The 26148-nt window shown below is 62.8% G+C and carries 21 protein-coding genes; 20 read left to right on the forward strand and 1 reads right to left on the reverse strand.

Annotation, left to right across the window (positions count from 1 at the left end):
* The first annotated feature begins 174 nt into the window (after positions 1-174).
* The 16 genes from glnE (at position 175) to A9971_RS13165 (ending at position 19202) form a co-directional block, all read left to right on the forward strand.
* Positions 175-3114, forward strand: a complete 2940-nt coding sequence (gene glnE, locus A9971_RS13090; protein WP_019093029.1) for a bifunctional [glutamate--ammonia ligase]-adenylyl-L-tyrosine phosphorylase/[glutamate--ammonia-ligase] adenylyltransferase — start codon at positions 175-177, stop codon at positions 3112-3114.
* A 134-nt stretch (positions 3115-3248) separates the two neighbouring features.
* Positions 3249-4283, forward strand: a complete 1035-nt coding sequence (waaF, locus tag A9971_RS13095) for a lipopolysaccharide heptosyltransferase II (RefSeq protein ID WP_183000687.1) — start codon at positions 3249-3251, stop codon at positions 4281-4283.
* Position 4284: 1 nt separating this feature from the next.
* Entirely contained in the window at positions 4285-5346 is a 1062-nt protein-coding gene (gene waaC, locus A9971_RS13100; protein ID WP_011058885.1) for a lipopolysaccharide heptosyltransferase I, read from the forward strand.
* Positions 5346-6470, forward strand: coding sequence for a glycosyltransferase family 4 protein (locus A9971_RS13105; RefSeq protein ID WP_183000688.1), 1125 nt, complete (start codon positions 5346-5348; stop codon positions 6468-6470). The genes waaC and A9971_RS13105 overlap by 1 nt, the downstream gene beginning before the upstream one ends.
* Positions 6467-7273: a lipopolysaccharide core heptose(I) kinase RfaP gene (rfaP, locus tag A9971_RS13110; RefSeq protein ID WP_183000689.1), complete on the forward strand. Its 807-nt coding sequence runs from the start codon at positions 6467-6469 to the stop codon at positions 7271-7273. The genes A9971_RS13105 and rfaP overlap by 4 nt, the downstream gene beginning before the upstream one ends.
* A complete protein-coding gene (locus A9971_RS13115; protein ID WP_011058888.1) occupies positions 7273-8007 on the forward strand; it encodes a lipopolysaccharide kinase InaA family protein in 735 nt (244 codons plus the stop codon). The genes rfaP and A9971_RS13115 overlap by 1 nt, the downstream gene beginning before the upstream one ends.
* Entirely contained in the window at positions 8004-8756 is a 753-nt protein-coding gene (locus tag A9971_RS13120) for a lipopolysaccharide kinase InaA family protein (protein WP_011058889.1), read from the forward strand. The genes A9971_RS13115 and A9971_RS13120 overlap by 4 nt, the downstream gene beginning before the upstream one ends.
* Complete coding sequence (locus A9971_RS13125) at positions 8756-10210, forward strand: lipopolysaccharide kinase InaA family protein (protein WP_183000690.1); 1455 nt, start codon at positions 8756-8758, stop codon at positions 10208-10210. The genes A9971_RS13120 and A9971_RS13125 overlap by 1 nt, the downstream gene beginning before the upstream one ends.
* Before the next feature lie 199 nt (positions 10211-10409).
* Positions 10410-12167: a carbamoyltransferase gene (locus tag A9971_RS13130; RefSeq protein ID WP_015633912.1), complete on the forward strand. Its 1758-nt coding sequence runs from the start codon at positions 10410-10412 to the stop codon at positions 12165-12167.
* Positions 12151-13281, forward strand: coding sequence for a glycosyltransferase (locus A9971_RS13135; protein ID WP_011058892.1), 1131 nt, complete (start codon positions 12151-12153; stop codon positions 13279-13281). Before A9971_RS13130 ends, A9971_RS13135 begins: the two co-directional genes overlap by 17 nt.
* Positions 13281-14177, forward strand: coding sequence for an antimicrobial resistance protein Mig-14 (locus A9971_RS13140; RefSeq protein WP_011058893.1), 897 nt, complete (start codon positions 13281-13283; stop codon positions 14175-14177). Before A9971_RS13135 ends, A9971_RS13140 begins: the two co-directional genes overlap by 1 nt.
* A gap of 8 nt (positions 14178-14185) precedes the next feature.
* Entirely contained in the window at positions 14186-15598 is a 1413-nt protein-coding gene (locus A9971_RS13145; protein WP_103290461.1) for a PIG-L deacetylase family protein, read from the forward strand.
* Between the two features lie 52 nt (positions 15599-15650).
* Positions 15651-16529, forward strand: a complete 879-nt coding sequence (locus A9971_RS13150; protein ID WP_161466568.1) for a DUF6625 family protein — start codon at positions 15651-15653, stop codon at positions 16527-16529.
* Between the two features lie 2 nt (positions 16530-16531).
* On the forward strand, positions 16532-17683 hold the full coding sequence (locus A9971_RS13155) for a glycosyltransferase (RefSeq protein ID WP_015633915.1): 1152 nt from the start codon (positions 16532-16534) through the stop codon (positions 17681-17683).
* On the forward strand, positions 17683-18567 hold the full coding sequence (locus A9971_RS13160; protein WP_015633916.1) for a glycosyltransferase: 885 nt from the start codon (positions 17683-17685) through the stop codon (positions 18565-18567). Before A9971_RS13155 ends, A9971_RS13160 begins: the two co-directional genes overlap by 1 nt.
* A gap of 14 nt (positions 18568-18581) precedes the next feature.
* Positions 18582-19202 (forward strand): CatB-related O-acetyltransferase, encoded by a 621-nt coding sequence (locus A9971_RS13165; protein ID WP_011058898.1) that lies wholly within the window; start codon positions 18582-18584, stop codon positions 19200-19202.
* 79 nt (positions 19203-19281) lie between these two features.
* Here the strand turns inward: A9971_RS13165 and A9971_RS13170 are convergent, their stop codons facing one another.
* Positions 19282-21144, reverse strand: coding sequence for an O-antigen ligase family protein (locus A9971_RS13170; RefSeq protein WP_183000691.1), 1863 nt, complete (start codon positions 21142-21144; stop codon positions 19282-19284).
* Positions 21145-21300: 156 nt separating this feature from the next.
* On the opposite strand from A9971_RS13170, the gene msbA reads away from it, so the two are divergent.
* From msbA to hldE, 4 genes are all read left to right on the forward strand, one after another.
* Positions 21301-23106, forward strand: coding sequence for a lipid A export permease/ATP-binding protein MsbA (gene msbA, locus A9971_RS13175; RefSeq protein WP_183000692.1), 1806 nt, complete (start codon positions 21301-21303; stop codon positions 23104-23106).
* Positions 23107-23293: 187 nt separating this feature from the next.
* Complete coding sequence (locus A9971_RS13180) at positions 23294-23998, forward strand: sulfotransferase family 2 domain-containing protein (protein WP_053156063.1); 705 nt, start codon at positions 23294-23296, stop codon at positions 23996-23998.
* Positions 23991-24602 carry an adenylyl-sulfate kinase gene (gene cysC, locus A9971_RS13185; RefSeq protein WP_183000693.1) on the forward strand — a complete coding sequence of 204 codons (612 nt, stop codon included), beginning with the start codon at positions 23991-23993 and terminating at the stop codon, positions 24600-24602. The genes A9971_RS13180 and cysC overlap by 8 nt, the downstream gene beginning before the upstream one ends.
* A 102-nt stretch (positions 24603-24704) precedes the next feature.
* A complete protein-coding gene (hldE, locus tag A9971_RS13190; protein ID WP_011058903.1) occupies positions 24705-26138 on the forward strand; it encodes a bifunctional D-glycero-beta-D-manno-heptose-7-phosphate kinase/D-glycero-beta-D-manno-heptose 1-phosphate adenylyltransferase HldE in 1434 nt (477 codons plus the stop codon).
* Positions 26139-26148 lie beyond the last annotated feature (10 nt).

Here is a 26148-nt window from a genome sequence, read left to right on the forward strand (position 1 = left end):
GAGAATAATCGTTACTGTTGGTCGATGACTAACGGGAATAGGTAATAAATTAATGCCGGCTGCTAAAAAAAACCTATTTTCAGCTATTTCTAACTTTTGTTCGACAGTCCATCAGGCGGCCTGCCCGCGACATCCGTCCCCGCCCGCATTTTCCACGCCGATCAAGGATAGCCCATGAGCCTGCCCGCGCTTGCCCCCGTCCCCGCGATTCTCTTGCCATTGGTCAGCCGCGCAGAGCAGTCGTTGCGTGGCGCCGTCGCGGCCCTGGAAGGCGATCCCGGGTTGGCCGACTGGAGCGCCGAACGCTGGGCGGAGTTCGCCCGGGTGGGCGCCGCCAGCGACTTTGTCATTGAACAGAGCCTGCGTGACCCTTTGATGTTGCTGGAGCTGGTGCGCAGCGGCGAGCTGGACCGCCCATTCGCGCCTGGGGAGTTGTGCGCGCAAATCGCCGCCGCGGTGCAGGCGGCCGAGAGCGAGGATCAATTGGGGCGCGTGCTGCGGCGCCAGCGCACCCGTCAGCAGGTGCGGATCATCTGGCGCGACCTGACCCGCCAGGCGGATCTGGTGCAGACCTGCCGCGACCTTTCCGATCTGGCCGACGCCTGCATCGACCAGGCCTATCAATGGTTGTATCTGCGTCACACCCAGCAGTTCGGCGTGCCCACCGGCGGGCGTAGCGGCGAGCCGCAGCAGATGGTGATCCTCGGCATGGGCAAGCTGGGGGCGGTGGAACTCAACCTGTCGTCGGACATCGACCTGATCTTCGCCTACCCCGAAGGCGGCGAGACCGTCGGCGTCAAGCGGCCCCTGGATAATCAGGAGTTCTTCATTCGCCTCGGGCAGCGCCTGATCAAGGCTCTGGACCCGATGACCGTCGACGGGTTCGTGTTCCGCGTCGACATGCGCCTGCGGCCCTATGGTTCTGCCGGTGCCCTGGTGCTGAGCTTCAATGCGCTGGAGCAGTACTACCAGGATCAGGGGCGCGACTGGGAACGCTACGCCATGATCAAGGCCCGGGTGGTGGCAGGGGATCAGGCCGCCGGTGCGCAGTTGCTGGACATGCTGCGGCCTTTCGTCTATCGCCGTTACCTGGACTTTTCCGCCATCGAGGCGCTGCGCACCATGAAGCAGCTGATCCAGCAGGAAGTCCGGCGCAAGGGCATGGCCGACAATATCAAGCTGGGCTCGGGGGGGATCCGCGAGGTCGAGTTCATCGCCCAGGCTTTCCAGCTGATCCATGGCGGACGCGACCTGAGCCTGCAGCAGCGTCCTCTATTAAAGGTGCTGGGCACTCTGGAAGGGCAGGGCTACCTGCCGCCTGCCGTGATCAGCGAGCTGCGCGAAGGCTATGAGTTCCTGCGCTATACCGAGCACGCGATCCAGGCCATCGCCGATCGCCAGACGCAGATGCTTCCGGACAATCCCCAGGATCAGGCGCGGATCGCCTTCATGCTGGGCTTTGCCGACTGGAACGCCTTCCACGAACAGTTGATGCACTGGCGCGGCCGGGTAGATTGGCACTTCCGTCAGGTCATCGCCGACCCGGATGAGGATGAAGGCGCCGAAAGCGAAGTGGTGGTGGGTGGCGAATGGCTGCCGTTGTGGGAGGAAGCCCAGGACGAGGAGGCCGCCTGCCGCCAGTTGCAGGAGGGCGGCTTCGTCGATGCGCCCAAGGCCCTGCGTGCCCTGGCCGGTCTGCGGGGCAGCCCGCAGCTACGTGCCATGCAGCGCCTGGGACGCGAACGTCTGGATGCCTTTATTCCGCGGTTGCTGGCCCAGGCGGTGGAGCACGCCAATCCGGACCTGGTGCTGGAGCGAGTGCTGCCGCTGGTGGAAGCCGTGGCGCGGCGTTCGGCCTATCTGGTGCTGCTCACCGAGAACCCGGGGGCTCTACGTCGTCTGCTGACCTTGTGCGCCGCCAGCCCGTGGATCGCCGAGCAGATCACCCGCTTCCCCCTGCTGCTGGATGAACTGCTCAACGAAGGGCGCCTGTTCAAGCCGCCCCTGGCGCCGGAACTGGCTGCCGAGTTGCGCGAGCGCCTGACGCGCATTCCCGAGGATGACCTGGAGCAGCAGATGGAAGCCCTGCGCCACTTCAAGCTGGCCCACCGCCTGCGAGTGGCCGCCTCGGAGATCGCCGGCAGCCTGCCTTTAATGAAAGTCAGCGATTACCTGACCTGGCTCGCCGAAGCGATCCTGGAGCAGGTGCTGGCCCTGGCCTGGCGCCAGACGGTGTCCAAGCACGGTGCACCGCTGCGTACCGACGGCACCTTGTGCGACCCGGGCTTCATCATTGTCGGTTACGGCAAGGTCGGCGGCATCGAGCTGGGCCACGGTTCCGACCTGGACCTGGTGTTCATCCATGATGGCGACCCCCAGGCGGAAACCGACGGGCCCAAACCCATAGACGGTGCGCAGTTCTTCACCCGGCTGGGGCAGCGCATCATTCACCTGCTGACCACCCAGACCAACTCCGGCCAGCTCTATGAAGTGGATATGCGCCTGCGGCCTTCCGGCGCTTCGGGGTTGCTGGTGAGCTCCCTGGGGGCCTTTGCCCGCTATCAGGAAAACGAGGCCTGGACCTGGGAGCACCAGGCGCTGGTGCGGGCGCGGGTGCTGGTGGGCAGCCAGGATGTGGGCCAGGCCTTTGAAAAGGTCAGGGCCGCGGTGCTGGGGAAAAAACGCGACCTGCCCAAGCTGCGCCAGGAAGTCAGCGAGATGCGGGCCAAGATGCGCGACAACCTGGGCAGCCGCCTGACCGCCGCCGGAACCGCAGCCAATGCCTTCGAAGCCACGGCGCCGTTCGACCTCAAGCAGGACGCCGGAGGTATCGTCGATATCGAATTTATGGTGCAATACGCGGCCCTGGCGTGGTCCGAAGAGCACCCGTCACTGCTGCGCTATACCGATAACATCCGCATCCTGGAAGGTCTGGAGCAAGTCGGGCTGATGCCCGCGAGCGATGCCAGCCTGCTGCGCGAGGTCTACAAGGCCTACCGTTCCGCAGCTCACCGGCAGGCGTTGCAGAATGAGGCCGGAATCATTACCGGCGATCAATTTGTGACCGAGCGACGGGAAGTGTTACGAATTTGGCGCGAGCTGGGGCTAAGCTAAGCGGCCTGAGAAGGCCAACCATGTATTCGGCGGGCCTTGCCGGCTCGCCCAAACTGAACCGGCGGTGAAGGCCGCGGTGCTGGATTCTCGAGGCGGGGAGGCGTATGCCTCCCCGGTTCGTTTATGGAAACCACATGAATATTCTGATCGTTGGGCCCAGTTGGGTCGGTGACATGGTGATGGCGCAGACACTCTTCGAGTGCCTGAAACAGCGTCATCCACAATGCGAGATCGACGTGCTGGCCCCCGAGTGGAGCCGGCCGATCCTCGAACGCATGCCCCAGGTGCGTCGGGCCCTGAGCTTTCCCCTGGGCCATGGCGCCCTGGAACTGGCGACCCGCCGGCGGATCGGCAAGTCCCTGGCTGGCCAGTACGATCAGGCGATCCTGCTGCCCAACTCGCTGAAGTCGGCGCTGGTGCCGTTTTTTGCCGGCATTCCCAAGCGCACCGGCTGGCGCGGCGAGTTCCGCTACGGCCTGCTCAATGACGTGCGCAAGCTCGACAAGGAGCGCTACCCGCTGATGATCGAGCGCTTCATGGCCCTGGCCTATGAGCCGGGGGCCGAGCTGCCCAAGCCTTATCCGCGGCCGAGCCTGCAGATCGATCCGCAAAGCCGGGACGCGGCCCTGGCCAAGTTCGGCCTGAGCCTGGACCGCCCGGTGCTGGCGCTGTGCCCAGGGGCGGAGTTCGGCGAGGCCAAGCGCTGGCCGTCCGAGCATTACGCCCAGGTCGCCGAGGCCAAGATCCGCGAGGGCTGGCAGGTGTGGCTGTTCGGTTCGAAGAACGATCATGCCGTGGGTGAAGAGATTCGCGGGCGGCTGATTCCCGGCCTGCGCGAGGAATCGAGCAACCTCAGTGGCGAAACGTCCCTGGCCGAGGCCATCGATCTGCTGTCCTGCGCCGATTCGGTGGTGTCCAACGATTCCGGGTTGATGCACGTGGCTGCGGCGCTCAATCGCCCGCTGGTGGCGGTGTACGGCTCCACTTCGCCGGGCTTCACCCCGCCCCTGGCCGATCGGGTCGAGGTAGTACGGCTGGGGATCGAATGCAGCCCGTGCTTTGACCGCACCTGCCGCTTCGGCCATTACAACTGCCTGCGCCAGTTGTTGCCGCAGCCGGTGAATGAAGCCCTGCAGCGCTTGCAGGGCTCCCCGGTCGAGGTTCAATAAGTTGCGGGTACTGTTGATCAAGACATCCTCCCTGGGTGATGTGATCCATGCATTGCCGGCCCTTACCGATGCTGCGCGGGCGATCCCCGGGATCAAGTTCGACTGGGTGGTGGAAGAGGGCTTTGCCGAAATTCCCACCTGGCATCCGGCGGTGGGCAAGGTGATACCGGTGGCGATCCGTCGCTGGCGCAAGAACATCTGGCAGACCATCAAGAGTGGCGAGTGGCGGCGCTTCAAGCAGAGCGTGCGCTCGACCAAGTACGACCTGGTGATCGATGCCCAGGGCCTGCTCAAGAGTGCCTGGCTGACCCGTTACGTGCGTGCCCCGGTGGCTGGGCTGGACAAGAACTCGGCCCGCGAGCCTCTGGCTTCACGCTTCTATTCCCGGCGCCTGGCGGTGGCCCGTGGGCAGCACGCGGTGGAGCGCGTGCGCCAACTGTTCGCCGTGGCCTTGGGCTACGACCTGCCCCAGGGCCTGGGCGACTATGGCCTGAACGTCGAAAAACTCGTGGAGTTGCCGCGCAAGAAGCCTTTCGTGCTGTTCCTGCATGGCACCACCTGGGACACCAAGCACTGGCCCGAGGCCTACTGGCGCGAGCTGACCGAACGCATGGGCATGCTCGGCGTCGAGGTCAAGCTGCCCTGGGGCAACCCCGCGGAAAAGGCTCGAGCCGAGCGCATCGCCAGCGGCCTGAAAAACGCCACGGTGCTGCCGAAGCTGAACCTGGCCGGGGTTGCCAAGGTGCTGGCCGATGCCCAGGCCTGCGTGGCCGTGGACACCGGGCTGGGCCACCTCGCCGCGGCACTGGATGTACCGACCATCTCACTGTTCGGGCCGACCAACCCGGGGCTGACCGGCGCCTATGGCCGTGTGCAGATCCACCTGGGCAGCAACTTCCCGTGCGCACCGTGCCTGCAGAAGAAATGCACCTATCAGCCCACCGCTGTGGACCAGCAGCGTTATGACCTCAAACGCGAGTGGCCGCTGTGCTTCACTCGCCTGAATCCCGAGCGTGTCGCCAGCCGACTGAGCACCCTGTTACTGGCTGAGGAGCCGCGCTGATGCAATTGGCTTTTGTCCTTTATAAGTATTTCCCCTTCGGCGGCCTGCAGCGCGATTTCATGCGCATCGCCCTGGAGTGCCAGCGGCGCGGGCATCAGATCCGTGTCTACACCCTGATCTGGGAAGGCGATGTCCCTCCCGGTTTCGAAGTGCTGGTGGCGCCGGTCAAGGCGCTGTTCAACCATCGTCGCAATGAAAAGCTCAGCGCCTGGATGGAGGCCGACCTGGCCAAGCGCCCGGTGGACCGGCTGGTGGGTTTCAACAAGATGCCGGGGCTGGACGTGTACTACGCCGCCGATGGCTGTTTCGAGGACAAGGCACAGAACCTGCGGCACTCCCTGTACCGGCGCTGGGGCCGTTACCGGCACTTTGCCGAGTACGAGCGCGCGGTGTTTGCCAAGGACGCCAAGACCGAGATCCTGATGATCTCCGAGGTCCAGCAGCCGCTGTTCATCAAGCACTACGACACCCCGCTGGAGCGCTTCCATCTGCTGCCGCCGGGGATCGCCCAGGACCGCCGGGCACCGGCCAACGCCACCGAGATCCGGGCGGATTTTCGTCGCGAATTCAAGCTCAAGGATGACGACCTGCTGCTGGTGCAGATCGGTTCCGGGTTCAAGACCAAGGGTGTGGACCGCAGCCTCAAGGCCCTGGCGGCATTGCCCTCGGCGCTGAAAAAACGCACCCGGCTGTTTGTAATCGGCCAGGACGACCCCAAGGTATTCCAGGTGCAAAGTGCTGCGCTGGGGTTGAGCGACCAGGTGCAGTTCATGAAGGGCCGCAGCGATATCCTGCGGTTCCTGCTGGGCGCCGACCTGCTGATTCACCCGGCCTACAACGAAAACACCGGCACCGTATTGCTGGAGGCCCTGGTGGCCGGCCTGCCGGTGCTGGTCAGCGCGGTCTGCGGTTATGCCCATTACATTGCCGAGGCCCAGAGCGGCCTGGTGCTGGATGAGCCGCTGGAACAGGCGCAGCTCAATCAATACCTCACCACCATGTTGACCGACGACGCTGCACGCGCGACCTGGAGCCGAAATGGCCTGGCGTTCGCCGAGACGGCCGACCTTTACAGCATGCCGCAGCACGCTGCGGATGTGATTCTGGCGGAGCAACACCGATGAAGTTGATGCTTGCCGAACCCTTCAAGAGCCTCTGGGCCGGACGCGATGCGTTCGACGCTGTCGAGGGCCTGAAGGGCCAGGTCTACCGTGAGCTGGAAGCGCGCCGTACCTTGCGTACGGAAGTCGACGGCCGCGGTTATTTCGTGAAGATCCATCGTGGGATCGGCTGGGGCGAGATCGTCAAGAACCTGGTCACCGCCAAACTGCCGGTGCTCGGCGCCGGCCAGGAATGGCGCGCCCTGGAGCGCCTGCATCAGGTGGGCGTGCCCACCATGACCGCCGTGGCCTACGGCGAGCGTGGGGCCAATCCGGCAGACCAGCATTCGTTCATCGTCACCGAGGAGCTGGCGCCGACCGTCAGCCTCGAAGATTTCAGCATCGGCTGGGTCAAGCAGCCGCCGGCGCCTGCGCTCAAGCGCGCGCTGATCGCCGAGGTAGCGCGCATGACCGGCATGATGCATCGCGCCGGGGTCAACCACCGCGACTGCTATATCTGCCACTTCCTGCTGCACACCGATCGGCCTGTCACTCCCGAAGGGCTCAAGCTCTCGGTGATCGACCTGCACCGGGCCCAGACCCGGCCGAAGATCACTCAGCGCTGGCGCAACAAGGATCTGGCGGCGCTGTATTTCTCGGCCCTGGATATCGGCCTGACGCGCCGCGACAAGCTGCGCTTTCTCAAGGGCTACTTCCAGCAGCCGTTGCGGCAGATTCTGGCCGAGGAGGGCGCGCTGCTGGCCTGGCTCGAAGGCAAGGCGGAAAAGCTCTACGCCCGCAAGCAACGGTACGGAGATGCACTCTGATGGCGAGCTGGAACCTGGACCCGGCCTATCAGGCGTTGGCGGAGGATTTCGGCAGTCTGGAAGCGGTGTTTGCCCTGCAGGGCGAGCACCTGACCCGGGATCCGTTGTCCGAAGTCATCCGCGTCGAGCGTGGTGGCGTCAACTATTACGTCAAGCGCTATACCGGCGCCGGCAAGAATCTGCGGCGCTACCTGGGCAAGCCCCGGGTCAAGTTCGAGTGGCAGAACCTCAAGCGCTTCGCCAAATGGGGCATTCCCACCGCCGATGTGGTGGCCTGGGGCCTGGAGCGTCGCTGCCTGGCCTATTCCCGGGGGGCGATGATCACTCGGGAGCTGCCGCGTACCGAGGATCTCTCGGTGCTGGCCGAACGCAACGACCCGCGTCTGCAGGACCGTCGTTGGGTGGATGGCGTCAGCCGTCAGTTGGCCGCTTACACCCGGGTCATGCATGACCACCGCTTTACCCACAATGATTTGAAGTGGCGCAACCTGCTGGTCGACGACCAGGACCGGTTGTACCTGATCGATTGCCCGAACGGCGATTTCTGGCGTGGTTTCTGGCTCAAGTACCGGATCACCAAGGACCTGGCCTGTCTGGATAAGGTGGCCAAATACCATCTGTCGGCCACCCAGCGCCTGCGTTTCTACCTGCAATACCGTCAGCGTGATCACTTGAGTGCCGCCGACAAGGAGCGTATTCGCCACGTGGTGAGATTTTTCGAGGGGCGTGAATGACTGATTTTCTGGCGTCCGAGGAGCGTGCGCTGCTGGAGCGCAATGGCCTCGGCACTTTCGACCAGCTGTGGGCCACCCAATTGGAAGCGGTGGATGAACCCAATACCGGTCGTGGCGGCAGCAGCAGTGTGTTTCGCCTGGATGTGGAAGGGCAGGGGTTCTACCTCAAGCGCCAGACCAACTACCTGACCCGGACCCTGCACCGGCCCTTTGGCGAGCCGAGTTTCGCCCGTGAATTTCGCAATATCCGCCGCTACCAGCAGTTGGGCATTCCGGCCTTGCAAGCGGTGTTCTTCGGTATGCGCAAGGTCGATGGCGAGTCCCGGGCGATCCTGTTGACCCGGGCCCTGGATGGCTGGGATGACCTGGATGCGCTGCTGTTGCAGTGGGACCGGCTCAGCGAGCATCAGCGGCAGGCGGTGCTCCAGGCTTGCGGGCAACTGGCCCGGCAGCTGCACGGCTTGCGCCAGGTGCATGGCTGTTTCTATCCCAAGCATATTTTCCTGCGGGCCGAGGGCGATGGGTATCAGGCGCAGTTGATCGACCTGGAAAAGACCCGGCCCCTGCTGTTTGGCCAGCGTGATCGGGTCAAGGATCTGGAGCCCTTGCTACGCCGGGCTGCGGTGTGGAGCGGCGATGAGGTGCGCAGCCTGCTGGCGGCCTATGTGGGCCAGCCTCGGGACAGCTCCCTGGTGGATGCCTGGGTGGCGCGGCTCAGTGCTCGGCGCAGCCACAAGGGGGCACGCTGATGCGTCTGTCCGAACTGAAGAACAGCGGGCGCAGCCCGACGCTGCCCTTGAGCCTTGAGTTGGCGGACGCCGCCGGCCCGGCACAGTTGCAGTTGCTGAGCCTGCTGCGGGTGCTGCCGGGGCAGCGTTACGTGGGGGCCGGGGTCTGGCGCGGGCGTCCGGTGCTGGCCAAGCTGCTGGTGGGCTCCAAGGCCGCTCGGCATTTCCAGCGAGAATTGCAGGGTGTGCGCCTGCTGGCAGGACAAGGGCTGACGACGCCCTTGCTGCTGGCGGACGGTTTGCAGGAAGGCGAGGGCGGCTGGCTGCTGTTCGAGTTACTGCAGGGCGCACAAAGCCTGGGCGACGCCTGGAAGCAGGTGGAAGCTCTGCCAGTGCTGGCCGACGAGCAGGCTGAGGTACTGGCCGAGGCCCTCGGGGCTATCGGCCAGTTGCACGCCAAGGGCCTGTGGCAATCGGACCTGCACCTGGACAATCTGCTGCGCCACGACAACCGGCTGTATTTGATCGATGGGGCGGGGATCTGTGTCGAAGAGGCGGGCAAGCCCCTGTCCCGGCAGAAGGTCCTGGAGAACCTCGGGGTATTCTTCGCCCAGTTGCCCAAGAGCCTGGAGCCGTTCACCGAAGAGTTGCTGGTGCACTACCTGTTGAGCAACGCCGAGCATGCCTTGCCCCTGGAAGCCCTGCAGAAGCAGGTGAACAAGGTCCGGGGCTGGCGCCTGCGGGACTTTCTCAACAAGGTCGGCCGCGAGTGCACGCTGTTCAGCGTGCAGCGCGGCCCGTTCGCCTTGCGCGCGATCCGCCGTGAGGAAGAGGCGGCGATGCTGCCGGTGCTGGAGCAGGCCGACGCCCTGCTGGATCAGGGCCATCTGTACAAGACCGGTGGCGCGGCCAGTGTGGGGCGGGTCGAGGTTGCGGGCCGGCCGCTGGTGATCAAGCGCTACAACATCAAGGGCTTTGCTCACTGGCTCAAGCGCTTTTGGCGCCCGAGCCGGGCCTGGCATTCCTGGCGCGAAGGCAATCGCCTGGCGTTCCTGGGCATTGCCACGCCCAAGCCTCTGGCCTTGCTGGAGCGGCGTTTCCTGTGGCTGCGGCGCAGCGCCTACCTGGTGACCGAGCATCTGCCAGGGCCGGACATCATCGAGCGCTTTGCACCCTTCGTGGACAGCGGGCAAGCCCCGGAGCCGGAATTGCTGGCGCTGGACCAGCTGTTTGCCGAGCTGATCAAGGAGCGCATCAGCCATGGTGACTTCAAGGGCCACAACCTGTTCTGGCAAGAGGGTCGCTGGGCGCTGATAGACCTCGACTCCATGTGCCAGCACTCCAGCCTGAGCAGCTTTGCCCCGGCTTATGCCCGTGATCGCGCGCGATTCATGCGCAATTGGCCACAAGACAGCAATTTGTATCAAGTGATTGACCAGCGCCTGCCCAAGACGGCCCAGGGCACCGAGGCCTGACCTGCGACCCATGGCCGCTGCCTGCGCCGCGGCCACGGCGCGCGGCGGGTGCCAACCCAGGCTTGGCGCTCGCCGCTAGAGGCTTGCACCTGCTTTTACGTTATAATCCCGCCCTTTCGTTGTTTCTCGCCCCTTGCGAGCACACTTCATTTTCAAGGCGCATCGCGCCCGCATGCAGACTAAACGAGGCTAGACCCCTGTGGCATTGACGATTCTTGGCCTGTCCGGCGCCCTTAGCCATGATCCTTCAGCGGCCCTGTATATCGACGGCAAGCTGATTGCCGCCGCTGAAGAAGAGCGTTTCGTGCGCGACAAACATGCAAAGAACCGCATGCCCTACGAGTCGGCGAAATTCTGCCTGGAGCAGGCCGGGATCAAGCCTTCCGACGTTGACGTAGTCGCGATTCCGTTTGCCCCGATCAGCCTCTTCGGCAAGGCTCGCTGGCACTACGCCAAGCGCTACTGGTACGCCCCGGACCGCGCCCTGGACGCGATCCTGATGGGTAACCGTCGCTACAAGCGCTACCGCAATAAGATCGTCTGGTGCCTGGAGCAACTGGGCTTCGACCCGAAAAAGGTCAAGATCGAGCCGGTGGAGCACCACCTGGCCCACGCCTCCAGTGCCTACCACTGCTCGGGCTTCAAGGAGAAGACCGCGATCCTCGGGATCGACGGCAAGGGTGAGTACGCCACCACCTTCTTCGGCTACGGCGAAAACGGCAAGATCCACAAGATCAAGGAATTCTTCGACCCGGACTCCCTGGGCGGCCTCTATGGCGCGATCACCGAGTTCCTCGGCTTCGAGATGCTCGACGGCGAGTTCAAGGTCATGGGCATGGCGCCGTACGGCGATGCCAGCAAATACGATTTCTCGCGCCTGGCCAGTTTTGAAAACGGCGAGCTGGTGATCAACACCGATTACGCCAACGTCATCGGCCTGCGTCGCTACAAAGAGAAGGGCAAGGGTTTCTACTTCTCGCCAAAACTCATCGAGTGGCTGGGTCCCAAGCGCGAAGGCGACATCGCCGACGAGCCGTACATCCACTACGCGGCGAGCATGCAGGCGCTGTTCGAGAAGCTGGCCCTGCAGATGATCGACCATTACCTGGGCGACATCCTCAAGGAAACCGGCAAGCTGGCCTTCGCCGGCGGCTGTGCGCTGAACGTCAAGCTGAACCAGAAGATCATTGCCCGTCCCGAGGTCAAGGAGCTGTTCGTGCAGCCGGCTTCCGGCGACGCCGGTACCGCCGTTGGTGCGGCGGCTTACGTTTCCCATGCCCGTGGGGTGCCGGTAGAGAAGATGGAGCATGTCTATCTCGGCCCGTCCTACAGCAACGAAGACGTGATCGCGGCCTGTGCCCGCCACCCGAACAAGCCAGCCTGGCGGCAGATCGACAACACCCCGGAGCGTATCGCCAAGATCATGGTGGATGGCAACCCGGTGGCCTGGTTCCAGGGCCGCATGGAGTTCGGTCCGCGTGCCCTGGGCGGCCGTTCGATCATCGGTTGCCCGAGCGCCACTGGCGTGGCCGACCGGATCAACGAACAGATCAAGTTCCGCGAGCGCTGGAGGCCTTTCTGCCCGTCGATGCTCGACACCGTCGGCCCGCAGATGATCAAGGTCGATCACCCGGCGCCGTTCATGACCTTCACCTTCGAAGTGGCTGAAGAGTGGAAGACCCGGGTGCCGGAAGTGGTCCACGAGGACGGCACGTCCCGGGCCCAGGTGCTCAAGCGCGAATACAACCCGCGCTACTACGACATGATGAAGGCCCTGGAAGTACTGACCGGCAACGGCGTGTCGCTGAACACCTCGTTGAACCGCCGTGGCGAACCGATGATCTGTTCGCCTACCGATGCCCTGAACATGTTCTACGGGTCCGACCTGCAGTACCTGATCATGGAAGACATTCTGGTGGTCAAAGACGGCGTGGACCCTTATGACACGCTCGGCTGAACGCCATGTGCTGCAGTTCTGCCACGGCTATGACGGGCCGTTCCTGGACTGTGCCCGGCAATACGCCAACCTGTTCGCGGGCAGCGGCTATCGAGTGACCACGGTGTTTCTCACCGGGGCCGCCGATGCCGATGTCGCCGCGGGCTGCGCGTCTGATGAAGTGCTGTTCATGGAATACAGCTCCAAGGCCATCCGCGGCCTGAAGCTGGGCGCCATCCGCGACCTGCGCAAGATCGCCGCGTCACGCAATTTCAGCTTCTGCATCGCTCACCGCTTCAAGCCGATCTATATCGCCTTGCTCGGTACCGGCTTGCCGGTGATCGGTGTCCATCATGCGTTTTCCGATTACAAGCGCGGCAGCCGCAAGCTCTTCGCCCAACTGTTCCGTAAGCGTCTGAGCCTGCTCGGGGTGTCCGATGCGGTGCGTGACGACATGCGTGCCTGCCTACCGAAATGGCCGGCGCAGCGCATTCAGACCCTGTACAACCGTATCGACCTTGAGGCACTGCAGGCCGAGCAACTGAGCGCTGCCCAGGCGCGCAGCGAGCTGGGCCTGTCCGCCGATGCCTGGATTGTCGGCAACGTCGGGCGCCTGCATCCGGACAAGGACCAGGCCACCTTGCTGCGTGGCTTTGCCGCGGCTTTGCCGCAATTGCCGCCGCACAGCCAACTGGCGATTCTCGGAACCGGGCGTCTGGAAAAAGACCTGAAGTCCCTGGCCCGCGAGCTGGGGATTGCCGATCGCGTGCTGTTCCTCGGGCAGGTGCCTCAGGCCCGACGCTATTTCCGCGCCTTCGATGTGTTTGCCTTGAGCTCCGACCACGAGCCTTTTGGCATGGTCCTGCTGGAGGCCATGGCCGCCGGCGTGCCGCTGCTGGCCACCGCCTGTGGCGGTGCCCGGGAAGTGGTCGAGGGGGTGGGCATCCTCTTCCCCCTGGGCGACGTTGAACATATGGCCCAGGGGCTTCAGCATCTGGCCGCGATGGACGATCACCAGCGCCGGGTCTGTGCCGAGCTGATGCTCGATCGCCTGCGTGAGCGCTTCTCCGACCGTGCTGTACGCGACGTATTCTGGCGTTTGCCGCAAGTCACCGATCTGACCGCGAGGGGCTGATGCTCAATCGATTTCAAGGCTGGCGCGAACGTGGCTGGTCAGTCATTGACGCATCGACCTACGCCGATGCCTGGCAGCGGTTCGGTGGCAGTGTGGCAACCCATCCCCTGGTGGTGGAGCAGTTGGCGGACCTGGCGCAGATCCCGGTGCGCTACCTGGCCTGGGAGCGCAACGGCCAATTGCAGGCGGCCATTGCCACCTGGGGGCGCGACCTGGCGCTGTCCAAGGACGTGCTCAAGCGGGCCGGCAAGAAGGGCCTGTTCGATATCGGCAATGCCGAGCTGATCCTGCCCGCCGCTGCCGATGCTCAGGCGGTGTTGCGTCATCGTGGGCGTTACCTGTCCGCATTGAACGAGGGGCGCCTGACCGGCCTCAAGCCCCAGGCCGAACAGCTGGCCATGGCCAGGACGCCGGAAGAGCTGTCGAAGAAGTTTCGTTACAACCAGCGTCGTGAGCTGCGCCTGCTGGAAGAGGCGGGCGGGGTTGTACGCCCGGTCAGTGATTTCAGCAGCCCCGAGCTGGCGGCAATCTACTGCGACTTGTTCCAGCGCCGCTGGGGCTTTGCCGCCACCGGTGCCGAGCGTATGGCCGAGGTGCTGGAGCGCCTGCGCGAGCTGCTGATCGGTTCGGTGATCTTCCTCAACGACGCGCCGATTGCCGTGCAACTTATCTACCGGGTCGAAGCGCCGGAGTGGATCAGCGTCGAGTACGTGAACGGTGGGGTAGACCCGGAGACTCGTGAGTTCAGCCCTGGCAGCGTGCTGAGTTTTCTCAACACCCAGAGTGCCTGGGAACAGGCCCGTGCCCTGAACAAGCCACTGCGTTTCTCCTTCGGTCGTGCCGACCGTGAATACAAGGACCGTTGGTGCAATCCTGTGCCGGTTTTCCAGGTGTGAGTCAGCCCATGAGTCGCAAACAACAACTGCTCAAGCGTCACCGGCGCAATAAACGAATCGCTCTGTTGATCGGGCTGGTGCTGCTATTGGTGGTCGGCATCCTGGTGGCCTGGTGGGTGCCGGTATTGCTGGCGGTATTGGCCTGGCTGGCCCATGAAGCCTGGTTTGCCGATCATCTGTTCTATTCGCCCAAGGATGATTACTGCTACGACTTCGGCAGCGATGCCCAGCAGGCCGCTGTGCGCCTTGAAGCGGGGCGCCTGTTGCTGGAGGCGCCGCTGGCGCTGGCCGGGGATGAAACCCTGGTTCTGGGCGTGCACGTCAAGAGCTCGTGGCTGGGACGTTTTCTCGACCCGGCTGTTGAGGTGTCGGGCGGTCCGCTTGCCGATCGTCAGGTGTTCGAGCGCGGGGTCAATGGCCTGCGCTACCTCAACCTCAGCGGCCTGGCCAGTTCCCTGGTCAGTGGCGAGCTGAGGTTGCGCGGGCGCTTCTGTCGGCTCCGCATCCAGCCGCAACTGATGTCCTGGCGGGATCCCGACTACCGGCGCCAGAGGGTGATGGTGATCGCTCCCCATGCCGACGATGCCGAGTTGGCAGCCTTCGGTCTGTACAGCCAGGCCGACGAGGCCTGGATCGTGACCCTCACCGCAGGCGAAATCGAGGCTGAGCATTACCAGGCCATGGGCATGAACCCGGCAGAGGCGGCGCGGATCAAGGGGCGCTTACGGGCCTGGGACAGTATTACTGTGCCGCGCTGGGCCGGGGTGCCTGAATCCCATTGCGTGCAGTTGGGCTATTTCTGCCTGCAGCTGCCTGCCATGCAGGCCTCCCCTGAACAGCCGGTGGCTTCTCGCGAGGCGCAACTGAGCGATATCCGCTTGTTCCGCCAGTTCAATCCATTTCCGCTGCCCGCCGACCAGGACGGGTTGCCGACCTGGAACAATCTCCTGGCCGACCTGCGTGAGCTGCTGCTCAAGGCGCGCCCTGAAGTGATAGTGCTGCCGCACCCGACGCTGGACCCTCATCCCGACCACATCTGTGCTCGCGAGGCGGTCATGCAAGCCCTGGAAGGGCTGGCCTGGCAGCCGACCACTATCCTTGGCTACGCCAATCACCTGCATGACAACGACCGCTGGCCCATGGGGGATTCGGGCGCAGGCATTGCGTTGCCGCCGGTGTTCGAGTCGACGGCGGTGTTGCGTCCCTGGTGCTTGTCACTGTCCCAGGGCGAGCAGTATGACAAGGCCATGGCCTTGGGCATGATGCATGACCTGCAACCGAAAATGCCGTTCAAGCGACGCCTGCGCAGGTCGATACAATGGCTTATGGCCAGTAGGATGCCTTCAGCACTTGGGGAGAATGAGTTCTTTCGCAAGGCGGTCAGACGCCACGAGCTGTTCTGGCTATTGCAACAGCGATAAACCGACATAACCATGGGGCGTTTTGTAGCCCCAATCCGACAGTGAGTCCTTTGTGATCAATCCTCGCCCGCGAATCTTGTTTCTCATGCCCTACTTCGGGCGTTGGCCATTCTGGATGCCGTTTTTTCTCGAAAGCTGCCGCCGGAATCCGGATATCGACTGGCTCTTTTTCAGCGACTGCGGGACCCCGGACAATCTGCCGCCGAACGTCAAGCTAGAAAGCATGAGCTTTGCTGAGTACTGCGCTTTGGTATCCCGGCGCCTGGAGATCGACTTTGCGCCCAATGCTGCCTACAAACTCTGTGATATCAGGCCGGCAATGGGGTACATCCATATTGATCGTCTGGAGGGCTACGACTTCTGGGCCTTCGGCGATATCGACCTGGTCTACGGTGACCTGCGGGCCTATTTCACTGCGGATCGCCTGGCGGGGTATGACCTGTTCTCCACCCATGAACGGCGTGTCGCCGGGCACTTGTGCCTGATACGCAATACTGCGCGCAAGCTTGAGTTGTTCAGGCAGATCAAGGATTGGCAGACGCGCTTTACCGACCAGCAGCATCACGCACTGGATGAAGGGGCGTTCAGTCGGATTTTCCTCTGGCGCAAGAATTTTCCTGAGCCGCTGTTCAAGCTGGTGGGCAAGTTCAATCCATGGCGCCGCCGCAGTGAGTTCACCGAGGCCTTCAGCACGCCGGGCGGAGTCATCAAGTGGCATGACGGCAGCCGTGATTTTCCGACGCGCTGGTACTGGAAGGATGGGCATCTGACCAATGACCGCGACGGCGACCGCAGTTTCCCGTATTTCCACTTTGTGTGCTGGAAGCGCAATGAGTGGTCGCAGTTGCCAGAGCCTGATGCGCAGTCGGTTCGGGCCCTGGCCAGCGAGCCGTCCTGGATCATCGATGCCACAGGTTTTCACCGGGGATAGTTATGAGTCAGCGCTTCAAGGTCCTGCAGTTGCAGCCGGACTACAACGTCAAATCCCACGACTTCGCCGATCTCGCCGAGCAGATCGTCAAGGCCTTGCCGGCTGAGCGTTACGAAGTCACCGCAGCGTTCCTGCGGGGGCGCCCCGGGCCGAACGATCCGGTGAGTCGCGCCGCGCATTCGGTGTATTTCGAGTTTTCCGACAAATCCCTCAAGGGCATGCGCCTGCGGGCCATGTGGCGGCTGTATCAGTTCTGCCGCAAGGAACAGTTCGATGTGGTGATCTGCAATCGCTTCAAGCCGGTGAACATGATGCTGACCCTCAACCGCTGGTTGAAGGTGCCGTTGTGCATCGGAATTTCCCACGGTTTTGGTGAGTACGACCGGCTTTACCGGCGCCGCCAGACCCAGCGTCTGATCGATCGGCATTGGCGCTTTGTCGGTGTGTCCCCGGCCGTCAAGCAGTACCTGCTCGATTGCCAATGCGGTTTCACCGACCAGAACACCTGGGCGATCACCAACGCCATCGACATTGAACAGGCAGAGGCCTTGCAGCATTCCCGCGAGCGCTCCCGAGAGTTGCTGGGGCTGGCCCCCGATGTGCGGCTGATTGGTGCCTTGGGCCGCCTGGTGCCGGTCAAGGGTCATACCTATCTGCTGCAGGCCTTTGCTCAACTCAAGGACAAGTACCCGAAAACTCAGTTGGCAATCATTGGTGCCGGTCGCGAGGAAGCCAATCTGCGTGCTGAAATCGAGCGCCTGGGGCTGCAGGGCCGGGCTCACCTGCTGGGGTTCAAGGAGAACGCCCTGCAATACGTGCGGGCCTTCGATATCTGGACCATGCCATCGCTGGCCGAGGGGCTGGGCCTGGCCTTGCTTGAAGGCATGAGCGGACAGTTGCCGGTGATTGCCTCGAACGTGCCGGCCATGCTGCCCCTGATCGAGGGGGCTGGCGGCCTGGCCGTGGAGCCGGCCAATGTATCGGCGCTGGTCACCGCGCTGGATGCCTATCTCGGGCTGTCCGACGAGGAACTGGCCGCCAAGGGCCAGCAGGCCTATGCCTATCTGCAGAAAGAACACGATATCGAGGTGTTCCGCGAGGAGTACCGGCAATTGATCGACTCCGGCTTGAGTCAAGCGGGCAAGAGGCAGTAATGGCAGACCAGCAACCTGTGGTGACGGTGATTATCGCCTCCTACAACCACGCGCCCTACATTGAGCAAAGCATTCTCAGTGTGCTCAACCAGACCTATCCGAACATCGAGCTGCTGGTGGTGGATGACGGTTCCAGCGATGACAGTGTCGAGCGTATCCGGCGCCTGCAGGAGCAGCATGGCTTCGACTTCCGGGTCCAGCAGAATCAGGGCCTGACCAACACTCTCAATGGTGCCATTGCACGGTCCAGGGGCAGCCTGATCGTGCCTTTCGGCTCCGACGACATCATGCTGCCCGAGCGCATTGCGACTCAGGTGGCCTACATGGATGGCAAGCCTGAGGTGGGGATCTGCGCGGGCAATATCGAGCTGATCGACAGCGACGGCAACCTGTTTCCCGAGAAGCGCCAGCGCCGTGACGTGCCGTTCCGGCGCCTGGACTTCGACGACATGTTCCTTGAGCGCAAGCCCTATCCACCGGCTCCGACCCTGATGATTCGTCGTGAGGCCCTGGAAAAGGTCGGCGGTTTCGATCCGAATATCCGCCTTGAAGACCTGCTGATCGAGCTGAAGATCACCCGGGCCGGCTATTTCATCGATGGCTTGAACGTGTTGATGGCGCGGTATCGCAAGCACGCCACCAACTCCTACAAGAACCACAGGTTCATGATCGACAACATCCTGCGTTCCTACGCCCTGTTCAGCGACCACCCGCTGTATGACGAGGTGCGCTACAAGTTCCTCAGTTCGATGTTCCTCAAAGTCTCCAATCGGGATCGCAAACTGGCACGCGAGCTGCTGGCACAGATTCCGTTCAAGGCCTGGAACAAGAAAACCTGGCGTGGATTGGGCCGCCTTTATTTTTCTCCACTGGAAAAAGACTGAAGAGACGCCGGAGCATGGGCTGGATTCAACGTTTTCTGGAGAAGCGCGCCAAGCGTGCGATCCGCAAGTTGCCGAAAATCGAGCGCGGCGTGGTGCGTTTCCAGCAGAGATATCCAGGTTACAGCATCGGGCGTGGCAGCTATGGCTTGCCCGAGGTGCATGACTGGCAGGAGGGCTCGACCCTGAGCATCGGGGCGTACTGTTCGATTGCCGAAGGGGTGCAGATATTCCTCGGTGGCCACCACCGAGCGGATTGGGTCACCACTTATCCCTTCCCGGCCATGCTGCCTCAGGCCGCGCACATCAGTGGCTACGCCGGGACCAATGGCGATGTCCGGGTGGGCAGTGATGTGTGGCTGTGTTCCAACAGCACGCTGTTATCCGGTGTGACCATTGGTCATGGTGCGATTGTCGCGGCGGGGGCGCTGGTCACCAAGGACGTCGAGCCTTATGCGGTGGTCGGTGGCAACCCGGCGCGTTTCCTGCGCTGGCGCTTTCCCGAGGAGCAGCGCCAGCAACTCTTGCAGAGTGCCTGGTGGGACTGGCCGGAGGCTGAGTTGCACGGGTTGGCCGACAAGCTCTGCAGCGATGATATTGACGGCTTCCTGGCCTACGCCCGGCAGCGCTCAGCCTGACCGCTCGCTGTTTAATCCCTTCCGAACCTGTTCCAGGCAGCTCTGTGTAGCTGTCATGGAACAGGTGCGTGCGCAGGGATCAGCGAGCCACCTGGTGCAGGTCATTCGCCGGTAGCTGCTTCAACAGTCCGGTGGCCAGGGGCATCGAGGTGCCCAGTGCGTAACCGGCCTGCAGTGCGTCCAGGTGCTCCAGGAACAGCCAGCCACAATCCTCGGCATAGCGCTGCATATGGCGCACATTGCGTTGGCGCAGCGATTTTCTCAGTGATGAGGGGTAGACCCGCAGGTCTGCAAGATCGATCAGCCCGAACTCGCCATTTTCCAGTACCAGCACATTGGCCAGGTGCAGTGAGCGGAAATACACCCCTTGCTCATGCAGATTGGCCATGAAGGCGCCAAAGCGCTTGATCAACTTGGAACGCTCGTCGCCAGAGCTGGCTAATTGCAGGCTCTGGCGCAGAGTCTGGCCGGGTAGCGGTTGGTAGCGGACGGCGTTGCTGCCGTCGGCAAGACGATACAGTCCGAGGATTTTCGGGGTGGTGATGCCCAGCTCGCGCAGTTGCTCGCTATTGGTGGCAAACCGCGCGGAGTAGGGGTTGAACCCTCCGGAGGTGTACCAGCGGCGAGGGCGAAACAGCTTGAGGAAGCTGCCGTCGTCAAGACGCAGGACCTTGGGGCCCAGGCCGTCGGCTTCGATAACCCGGGCATTGGCCATCAGCTTGTCGGCGTCGGCCTGGGTGAGCGACTCGACCCTGTGGCTGGGTGAGCGTCGCGCACGTTGGCTGATACACAGGGCAGCGATCAGGGCCAGGGGAATCCACAGCAGGAACCAGTGCTCTTTGGGGCGAGAGAGAATCCCGCCGCCTTCGGTCAGGCCTGCGCCAATGCCGAACATCAGCCAGGTCGAGGCCAGGATCAGTAGTGGTTCGGCCCGCAGTTGCCAGCTTTTGAACAGGGCCCAGGCCTGCATGAACAGCCACGGCAGAAGGCCGATGATGCCCACATAGTAGAGCACGCCCAGGGCGAAGTTATGGGGCTCTTGCAGCAGGAAACCGATGCCGGGGTCCAGGGACAGACTGGCGTTGTAGCCGTGGCCGATCCATGGGTGGTTGGCAATCTGTTCCAGGGCCAGGCGCCAGAGATCGAAACGCGAAGAGCTGCCCCGTTCCAGAAGCATCTGCGAGAACAGCGCAACGACGGCTATACCGCCTGCCAGCATGCCGCCCAGCAGCATCAGCGAACGACGGTTCCAACTAATGAAGCTCAGCCACAGTGCCGCCAGGGTCAATGCCACCAGAGGCGTTCTGGAGCCCGTGGCGATCAGCGCGGCGACCATGATGACCAACGCCGGAACGCTCAGCCAGAGTATCTGGTAACGACGGCAGTTCATGCTCAGGCACAGCCAGTAGACACAGAAGAACCCAAAGACATGGGAGCTCAGCAATGGGTTGTCAAAGGCGCCCGCACCGATCATGCGCAGTTCGGGGGTGTGGTATCGAACGAAGACGTACAGGTTGAAGATCGAGGCGATGAGAGCAACGATCGCAGCACAAAAGACCAGCGGCTGTAGCACCTCGCCGCGGTAGCGAACCAGTAGCATGCAGCCGGCGAACAGCATCAGGGTGTGCAGAGGCGTCTTGATTTCCCCCAGCACGCTGTCCACCAGAGGGCTCCAGGCCAGGCTGACAATGGCCCAGGTGCAGAACAGCAGCATGGCGATGAAGACAGGTTCGCGCAGAAGGCTTTTCAGTTCACTGGGGCGAGTACACAGGGCAATAAGCGTCGGGATGCTGAACAGTCCGTAGTACAGCTTGTGCAATCCACTGCGCCCCGGCAGGAAGAACATCGCACAGAGAAGCAGTAGATAACCGATCGGCAGAATCCACAGGCAAATGAAATCGAATACTCGATTGGCCGTGTTGTGAAGGGCATTGGGTTGCATGCTTGAACGTTCATCCCGGAAGTTAAGCTGGCAATCATAACGACTTATGGCTGGCGATGTCGTTGGTCAGCTGAACAATCTCGGGCCTATGGGAGTGCCAGTACCGCGAACAAGCTGTGCTAAAGTCAGCCTCCTTTTTGACGACATTCGCGTGATATGACCGACTCCAGTCCTGACGCAAGCCCCTCGAGCTTGAAAATCTACTTCCGTCTGCTCGGCTATGTGCGGCCCTATATTGGTCTGTTTCTCATCAGCATCGTCGGGTTCCTGATCTTCGCTTCGACTCAGCCCATGCTCGGCTACATCCTCAAGTATTTCGTCGACGGCCTGTCCAACCCTCAGGCGGTGCTGTTTCCCGGTGTGCCTTATCTGCGCGACATGCAGTTGCTCCAAGCGGTGCCGCTGCTGATCGTGCTGATCGCTGCCTGGCAAGGCCTGGGCTCCTACCTGGGCAACTACTTCCTGGCCAAGGTATCCCTGGGGCTGGTGCACGATTTGCGGGTGCAACTGTTCAACAACCTGTTGACCCTGCCCAACCGTTACTTCGACAAGCACAACTCCGGGCACCTGATCTCGCGTATCACCTTCAACGTGACCATGGTCACGGGGGCGGCGACGGACGCGATCAAGGTGGTGATCCGCGAAGGCATGACCGTGATCTTCCTGTTCGCCTCGCTGTTGTGGATGAACTGGCGCCTGACCCTGGTGATGATCGCCATCCTGCCGCTGATCGCGGTCATGGTCCGCACCGCCAGCAAGAAATTCCGCAAGCAGAGCAAGAAGATCCAGGTGGCCATGGGTGATGTGACCCATGTTGCCTCGGAAACCATCCAGGGCTATCGCGTGGTTCGCAGCTTTGGCGGCGAGACCTATGAGCAGCAGCGTTTTCTTGCTGCCAGCCAGGGCAACACCGACAAGCAACTGCGCATGACCCGTACCGGCGCCATCTACACCCCACTGTTGCAACTGGTGATCTACAGCGCCATGGCGGTGCTGATGTTCCTGGTGCTGTATCTGCGCGGTGATGCTTCTGCCGGTGAAATGGTGGCCTATATCACCATGGCCGGTCTGCTGCCCAAGCCGATCCGCCAACTGTCCGAAGTCAGCTCAACGATCCAGAAAGGCGTGGCGGGTGCGGAGAGCATCTTCGAGCAGTTGGACGTCGAGCCCGAGGTCGATCGCGGCACCGTCGAGCGCGCCAGCATCAATGGGCACCTGGAGGTGCGCAACCTGAGTTTCACCTACCCGGGAACCGAACGGCAGGTGCTCGATGACATCAGCTTCAGTATCGAGCCCGGGAAAATGGTGGCGCTGGTGGGGCGTTCCGGCAGTGGCAAGTCGACCCTGGCCAACCTGATTCCGCGGTTCTACCACCACGACAAGGGCCAGATTCTTCTGGATGGCACCGAGGTCGAAGACTTCCGCCTGCTGAACCTGCGTCGGCATATTGCTCAGGTTACCCAGCACGTCACGCTGTTCAGTGACACCGTGGCCAACAACATTGCCTACGGTGACCTGGCCGGTGCGCCGCGTGAGGACATCGAGAAGGCCGCCGCCGATGCCTATGCCATGGACTTCATTGCCCAGTTGCCCGAAGGCCTGGATACCCAGGTAGGGGAGAACGGCGTACTGCTTTCAGGTGGCCAGCGCCAGCGCCTGGCGATTGCCCGGGCCTTGCTGAAGAACGCCCCGCTGCTGATTCTAGACGAGGCCACTTCGGCCCTGGACACCGAATCCGAGCGGCACATCCAGGCCGCCCTGGACAAGGTCATGAAGGGCCGCACCACCCTGGTGATTGCCCACCGCCTGTCGACCATCGAGAAAGCCGACCTGATCCTGGTCATGGACCAGGGGCGGATTGTCGAGCGCGGCAGCCATACCCAGCTGCTGGCACAGAACGGCTACTACTCGCGGCTGCATGCCATGGGCCTGGAAGAGCCCGCGCCCAGCGGAATCGCCTGACCTGTTCCGGGGAGCGAGCTGGCTCGCTCCTCGGGGCCTTGGTGTGCAAGGCACCTCGGCATCATTTGTAGCCGCTTCCTTACAGTCTTGACCAAGCCTAAATAATTCTGCGTTTCCCGCTTGTTATGGTTCCCGCCTGAATCTTTGAACAGATCGAGGGGGCCATCCCTCTCGCGTGGGTAGCAGAATGTTGCAACGCTTTGTGTGGAAGTTATTACCCAAGACCCAGCGCAATTTCCTGCTTGGGCGCCTGTCGGTGGTGGATCGCCAAGTGGTGAACAAGTCCATGTCGGCCAATGTGCGCTTTCCTGATGCCTTCTCCCGGCACTCCTGCCTGTTCATTCATGTCCCCAAGTGCGCGGGCAGCAGCATCTGTTCGGCATTGTTCGACGGTTGGATGCCCGGGCACCTGCCGTTGTACTGGTACGAGCAGCAGTTTCCCCAGGCCTTTTCCAGCAGCTTCAAGTTTGCCTTCGTGCGCGACCCCCTGGAGCGCGCCTACTCGGCCTACGCTTTCCTGCGGGGCAATCGCCTCGGCCGACGGGACCAGGCAGCCCAGGCGCTGGTAGGGCATTACCGCGACTTCGATGACTTTATCGGCCGCTGGCTGCACCCGGAAACCATCCACAAGCAGATGCACTTTGCTGCCCAGAGCGATTTTCTCACCGACTCCCTGGGCCGCCTGGCCCTGGATTTCGTCGGCTATCAGGAGCACCTGCAGCGAGATTTCCAACTGCTGTGCGAGCAGTTGCAGGTCCAGACCCGATTGCCCCATGTCAACAGCACCCAGCAGCGCCATGGCACCCCCGTCAGGGATATCTGTTCGGTACGCACCCGGCGCCTGGTGCGCCGGGTCTATCAACGCGACTACGAGATGCTCGGTTATGAATAAGCTTGCCTTTGTACCGCTGGAGCGCCCGCAAATCCGTCCCTACAGCCTGTCGTTGTCCACCGAGGCCCGGGCCGCCCTCAAGCAGCAGCAACCCTGCTGTCTTTGGCTGACCGGATTGTCGGGGGCCGGCAAGTCGACCCTGGCCAATCTGTTGGAGTTGCGGCTCAACGAGTTGGGTATGCACACCTTCGTCCTCGACGGCGACAACGTTCGCAGTGGCCTGTGCAGTGACCTGGGAATGGGGGCCGAGGCGCGCAAGGAGAATATCCGCCGCATGGCCGAGGTGGCGCGGTTGATGGTGGACGCCGGCCTGCTGGTCATAGTGTCGGCGATCTCGCCGTTTCGCGCCGAGCGCGATGCCGCCCGCGCGCTGTTCGGCCCGGGGGAATTCATCGAGGTGTACGTCAGTACACCTTTTGACACCTGTGCCCGGCGTGACCCCAAAGGGTTGTACCAGGCTGCGCTGGAGGGGCGGATCAAGGACTTCACCGGGCTCGACAGCCCCTATGAAGCGCCGTTGCAGGCCGATTGCGAGATCGACACGGCGACCGTGGCACTGCCGGAGGCGATCCGCCGCCTGCTGCAACTCCTGCCCCGTAAATAAGCGGCAAGAATTCTTCGTCGGCCCCATTCAAGGCATAGAACTAGGCGGCGCCAACCCTGTGTTAATATCGCGCCCCTGTTCATTTTGTATGTGGGATGCTCCATGAAGTTGTCCATGCCGCGATTCGATCAAGCCCCCGTCTTGGTGGTCGGCGATGTCATGCTCGACCGTTACTGGCATGGTGGTACCTCACGGATTTCCCCTGAGGCGCCAGTGCCGGTGGTCAAGGTCGAGCAAATCGAGGATCGCCCCGGCGGTGCCGCCAACGTTGCCCTGAACATCGCTGCCCTCGGCGCGCCGGCCTCCCTGGTGGGCGTGACCGGCGACGATGAAGCCGCCGACAGCCTGGCCAACAGCCTGCAAGGCGCGGGCGTGCGTGCGCTGTTCCAGCGCATCAAGCACCAGCCGACCATCGTCAAGCTGCGGGTCATGAGCCGTCACCAGCAGTTGTTGCGTATCGATTTCGAAGAACCCTTCGCCACCGACGCCCTGGCCCTGGCGGCCGAGGTCGATGCCCTGCTCGACGGGATCAAGGTGCTGGTGTTGTCCGACTACGGCAAGGGCGCACTGCGCAATCACCAAGTGCTGATCGCCGCTGCGCGGGCCCGGGGCATTCCGGTGCTGGCGGACCCCAAGGGCAAGGATTTCTCCATCTACCGCGGCGCCAGCCTGATCACGCCGAACCTCAGCGAGTTCGAGACCATCGTCGGCGGCTGCGCCGACGAGCACGAACTGGTGAGCAAGGGCGCGCAGTTGATGCATGACCTGGAGCTGGGGGCGTTGCTGGTGACCCGTGGCGAACATGGCATGACCCTGTTGCGCCCCGATCACCCAGCCATGCACTTGCCAGCCCGGGCCCGGGAAGTGTTCGACGTTACCGGTGCCGGGGATACGGTGATCTCCACCCTGGCGGCCGCCATTGCCGCCGGCGAAGAGCTGCCCCACGCAGTGGGCCTGGCCAATCTGGCGGCCGGCATCGTGGTTGGCAAGCTGGGTACCGCCGCCATCAGTGCTCCCGAACTGCGCCGGGCGATCCAGCGCGAGGAAGGCTCCGAGCGCGGGGTGCTGAGCCTCGACCAGTTGCTGCTGGCCATCGATGATGCCCGAGCCCACAACGAGAAGATCGTCTTCACCAACGGCTGCTTTGACATCCTGCACGCCGGGCACGTGACCTACCTGGAACAGGCGCGAGCCCAGGGCGACCGGTTGATCGTGGCGATCAACGATGACGCTTCGGTCAGTCGCCTCAAGGGCCCAGGCCGTCCGATCAACAGCGTCGACCGGCGCATGGCGGTGCTGGCGGGGCTGGGGGCGGTGGACTGGGTGATCAGTTTCCCCGAAGGCACCCCGGAAAACCTCCTGTCCCAGGTTCGGCCGGACGTGCTGGTGAAGGGCGGTGACTATTCCATCGACCAGGTTGTAGGTGCCGATATAGTCGGTGCCTATGGCGGCACCGTTAAGGTGCTGGGGCTGGTGGAAAACAGCTCGACCACGGCTATCGTCGAGAAGATCCGCAAGACCGACAAGGCCGAGTAACGGCCTTGCG

It is taken from the genome of Pseudomonas sp. UME65 (genome assembly GCF_014170225.1).
Taxonomy (GTDB): Bacteria; Pseudomonadota; Gammaproteobacteria; order Pseudomonadales; family Pseudomonadaceae; genus Aquipseudomonas; species Aquipseudomonas protegens.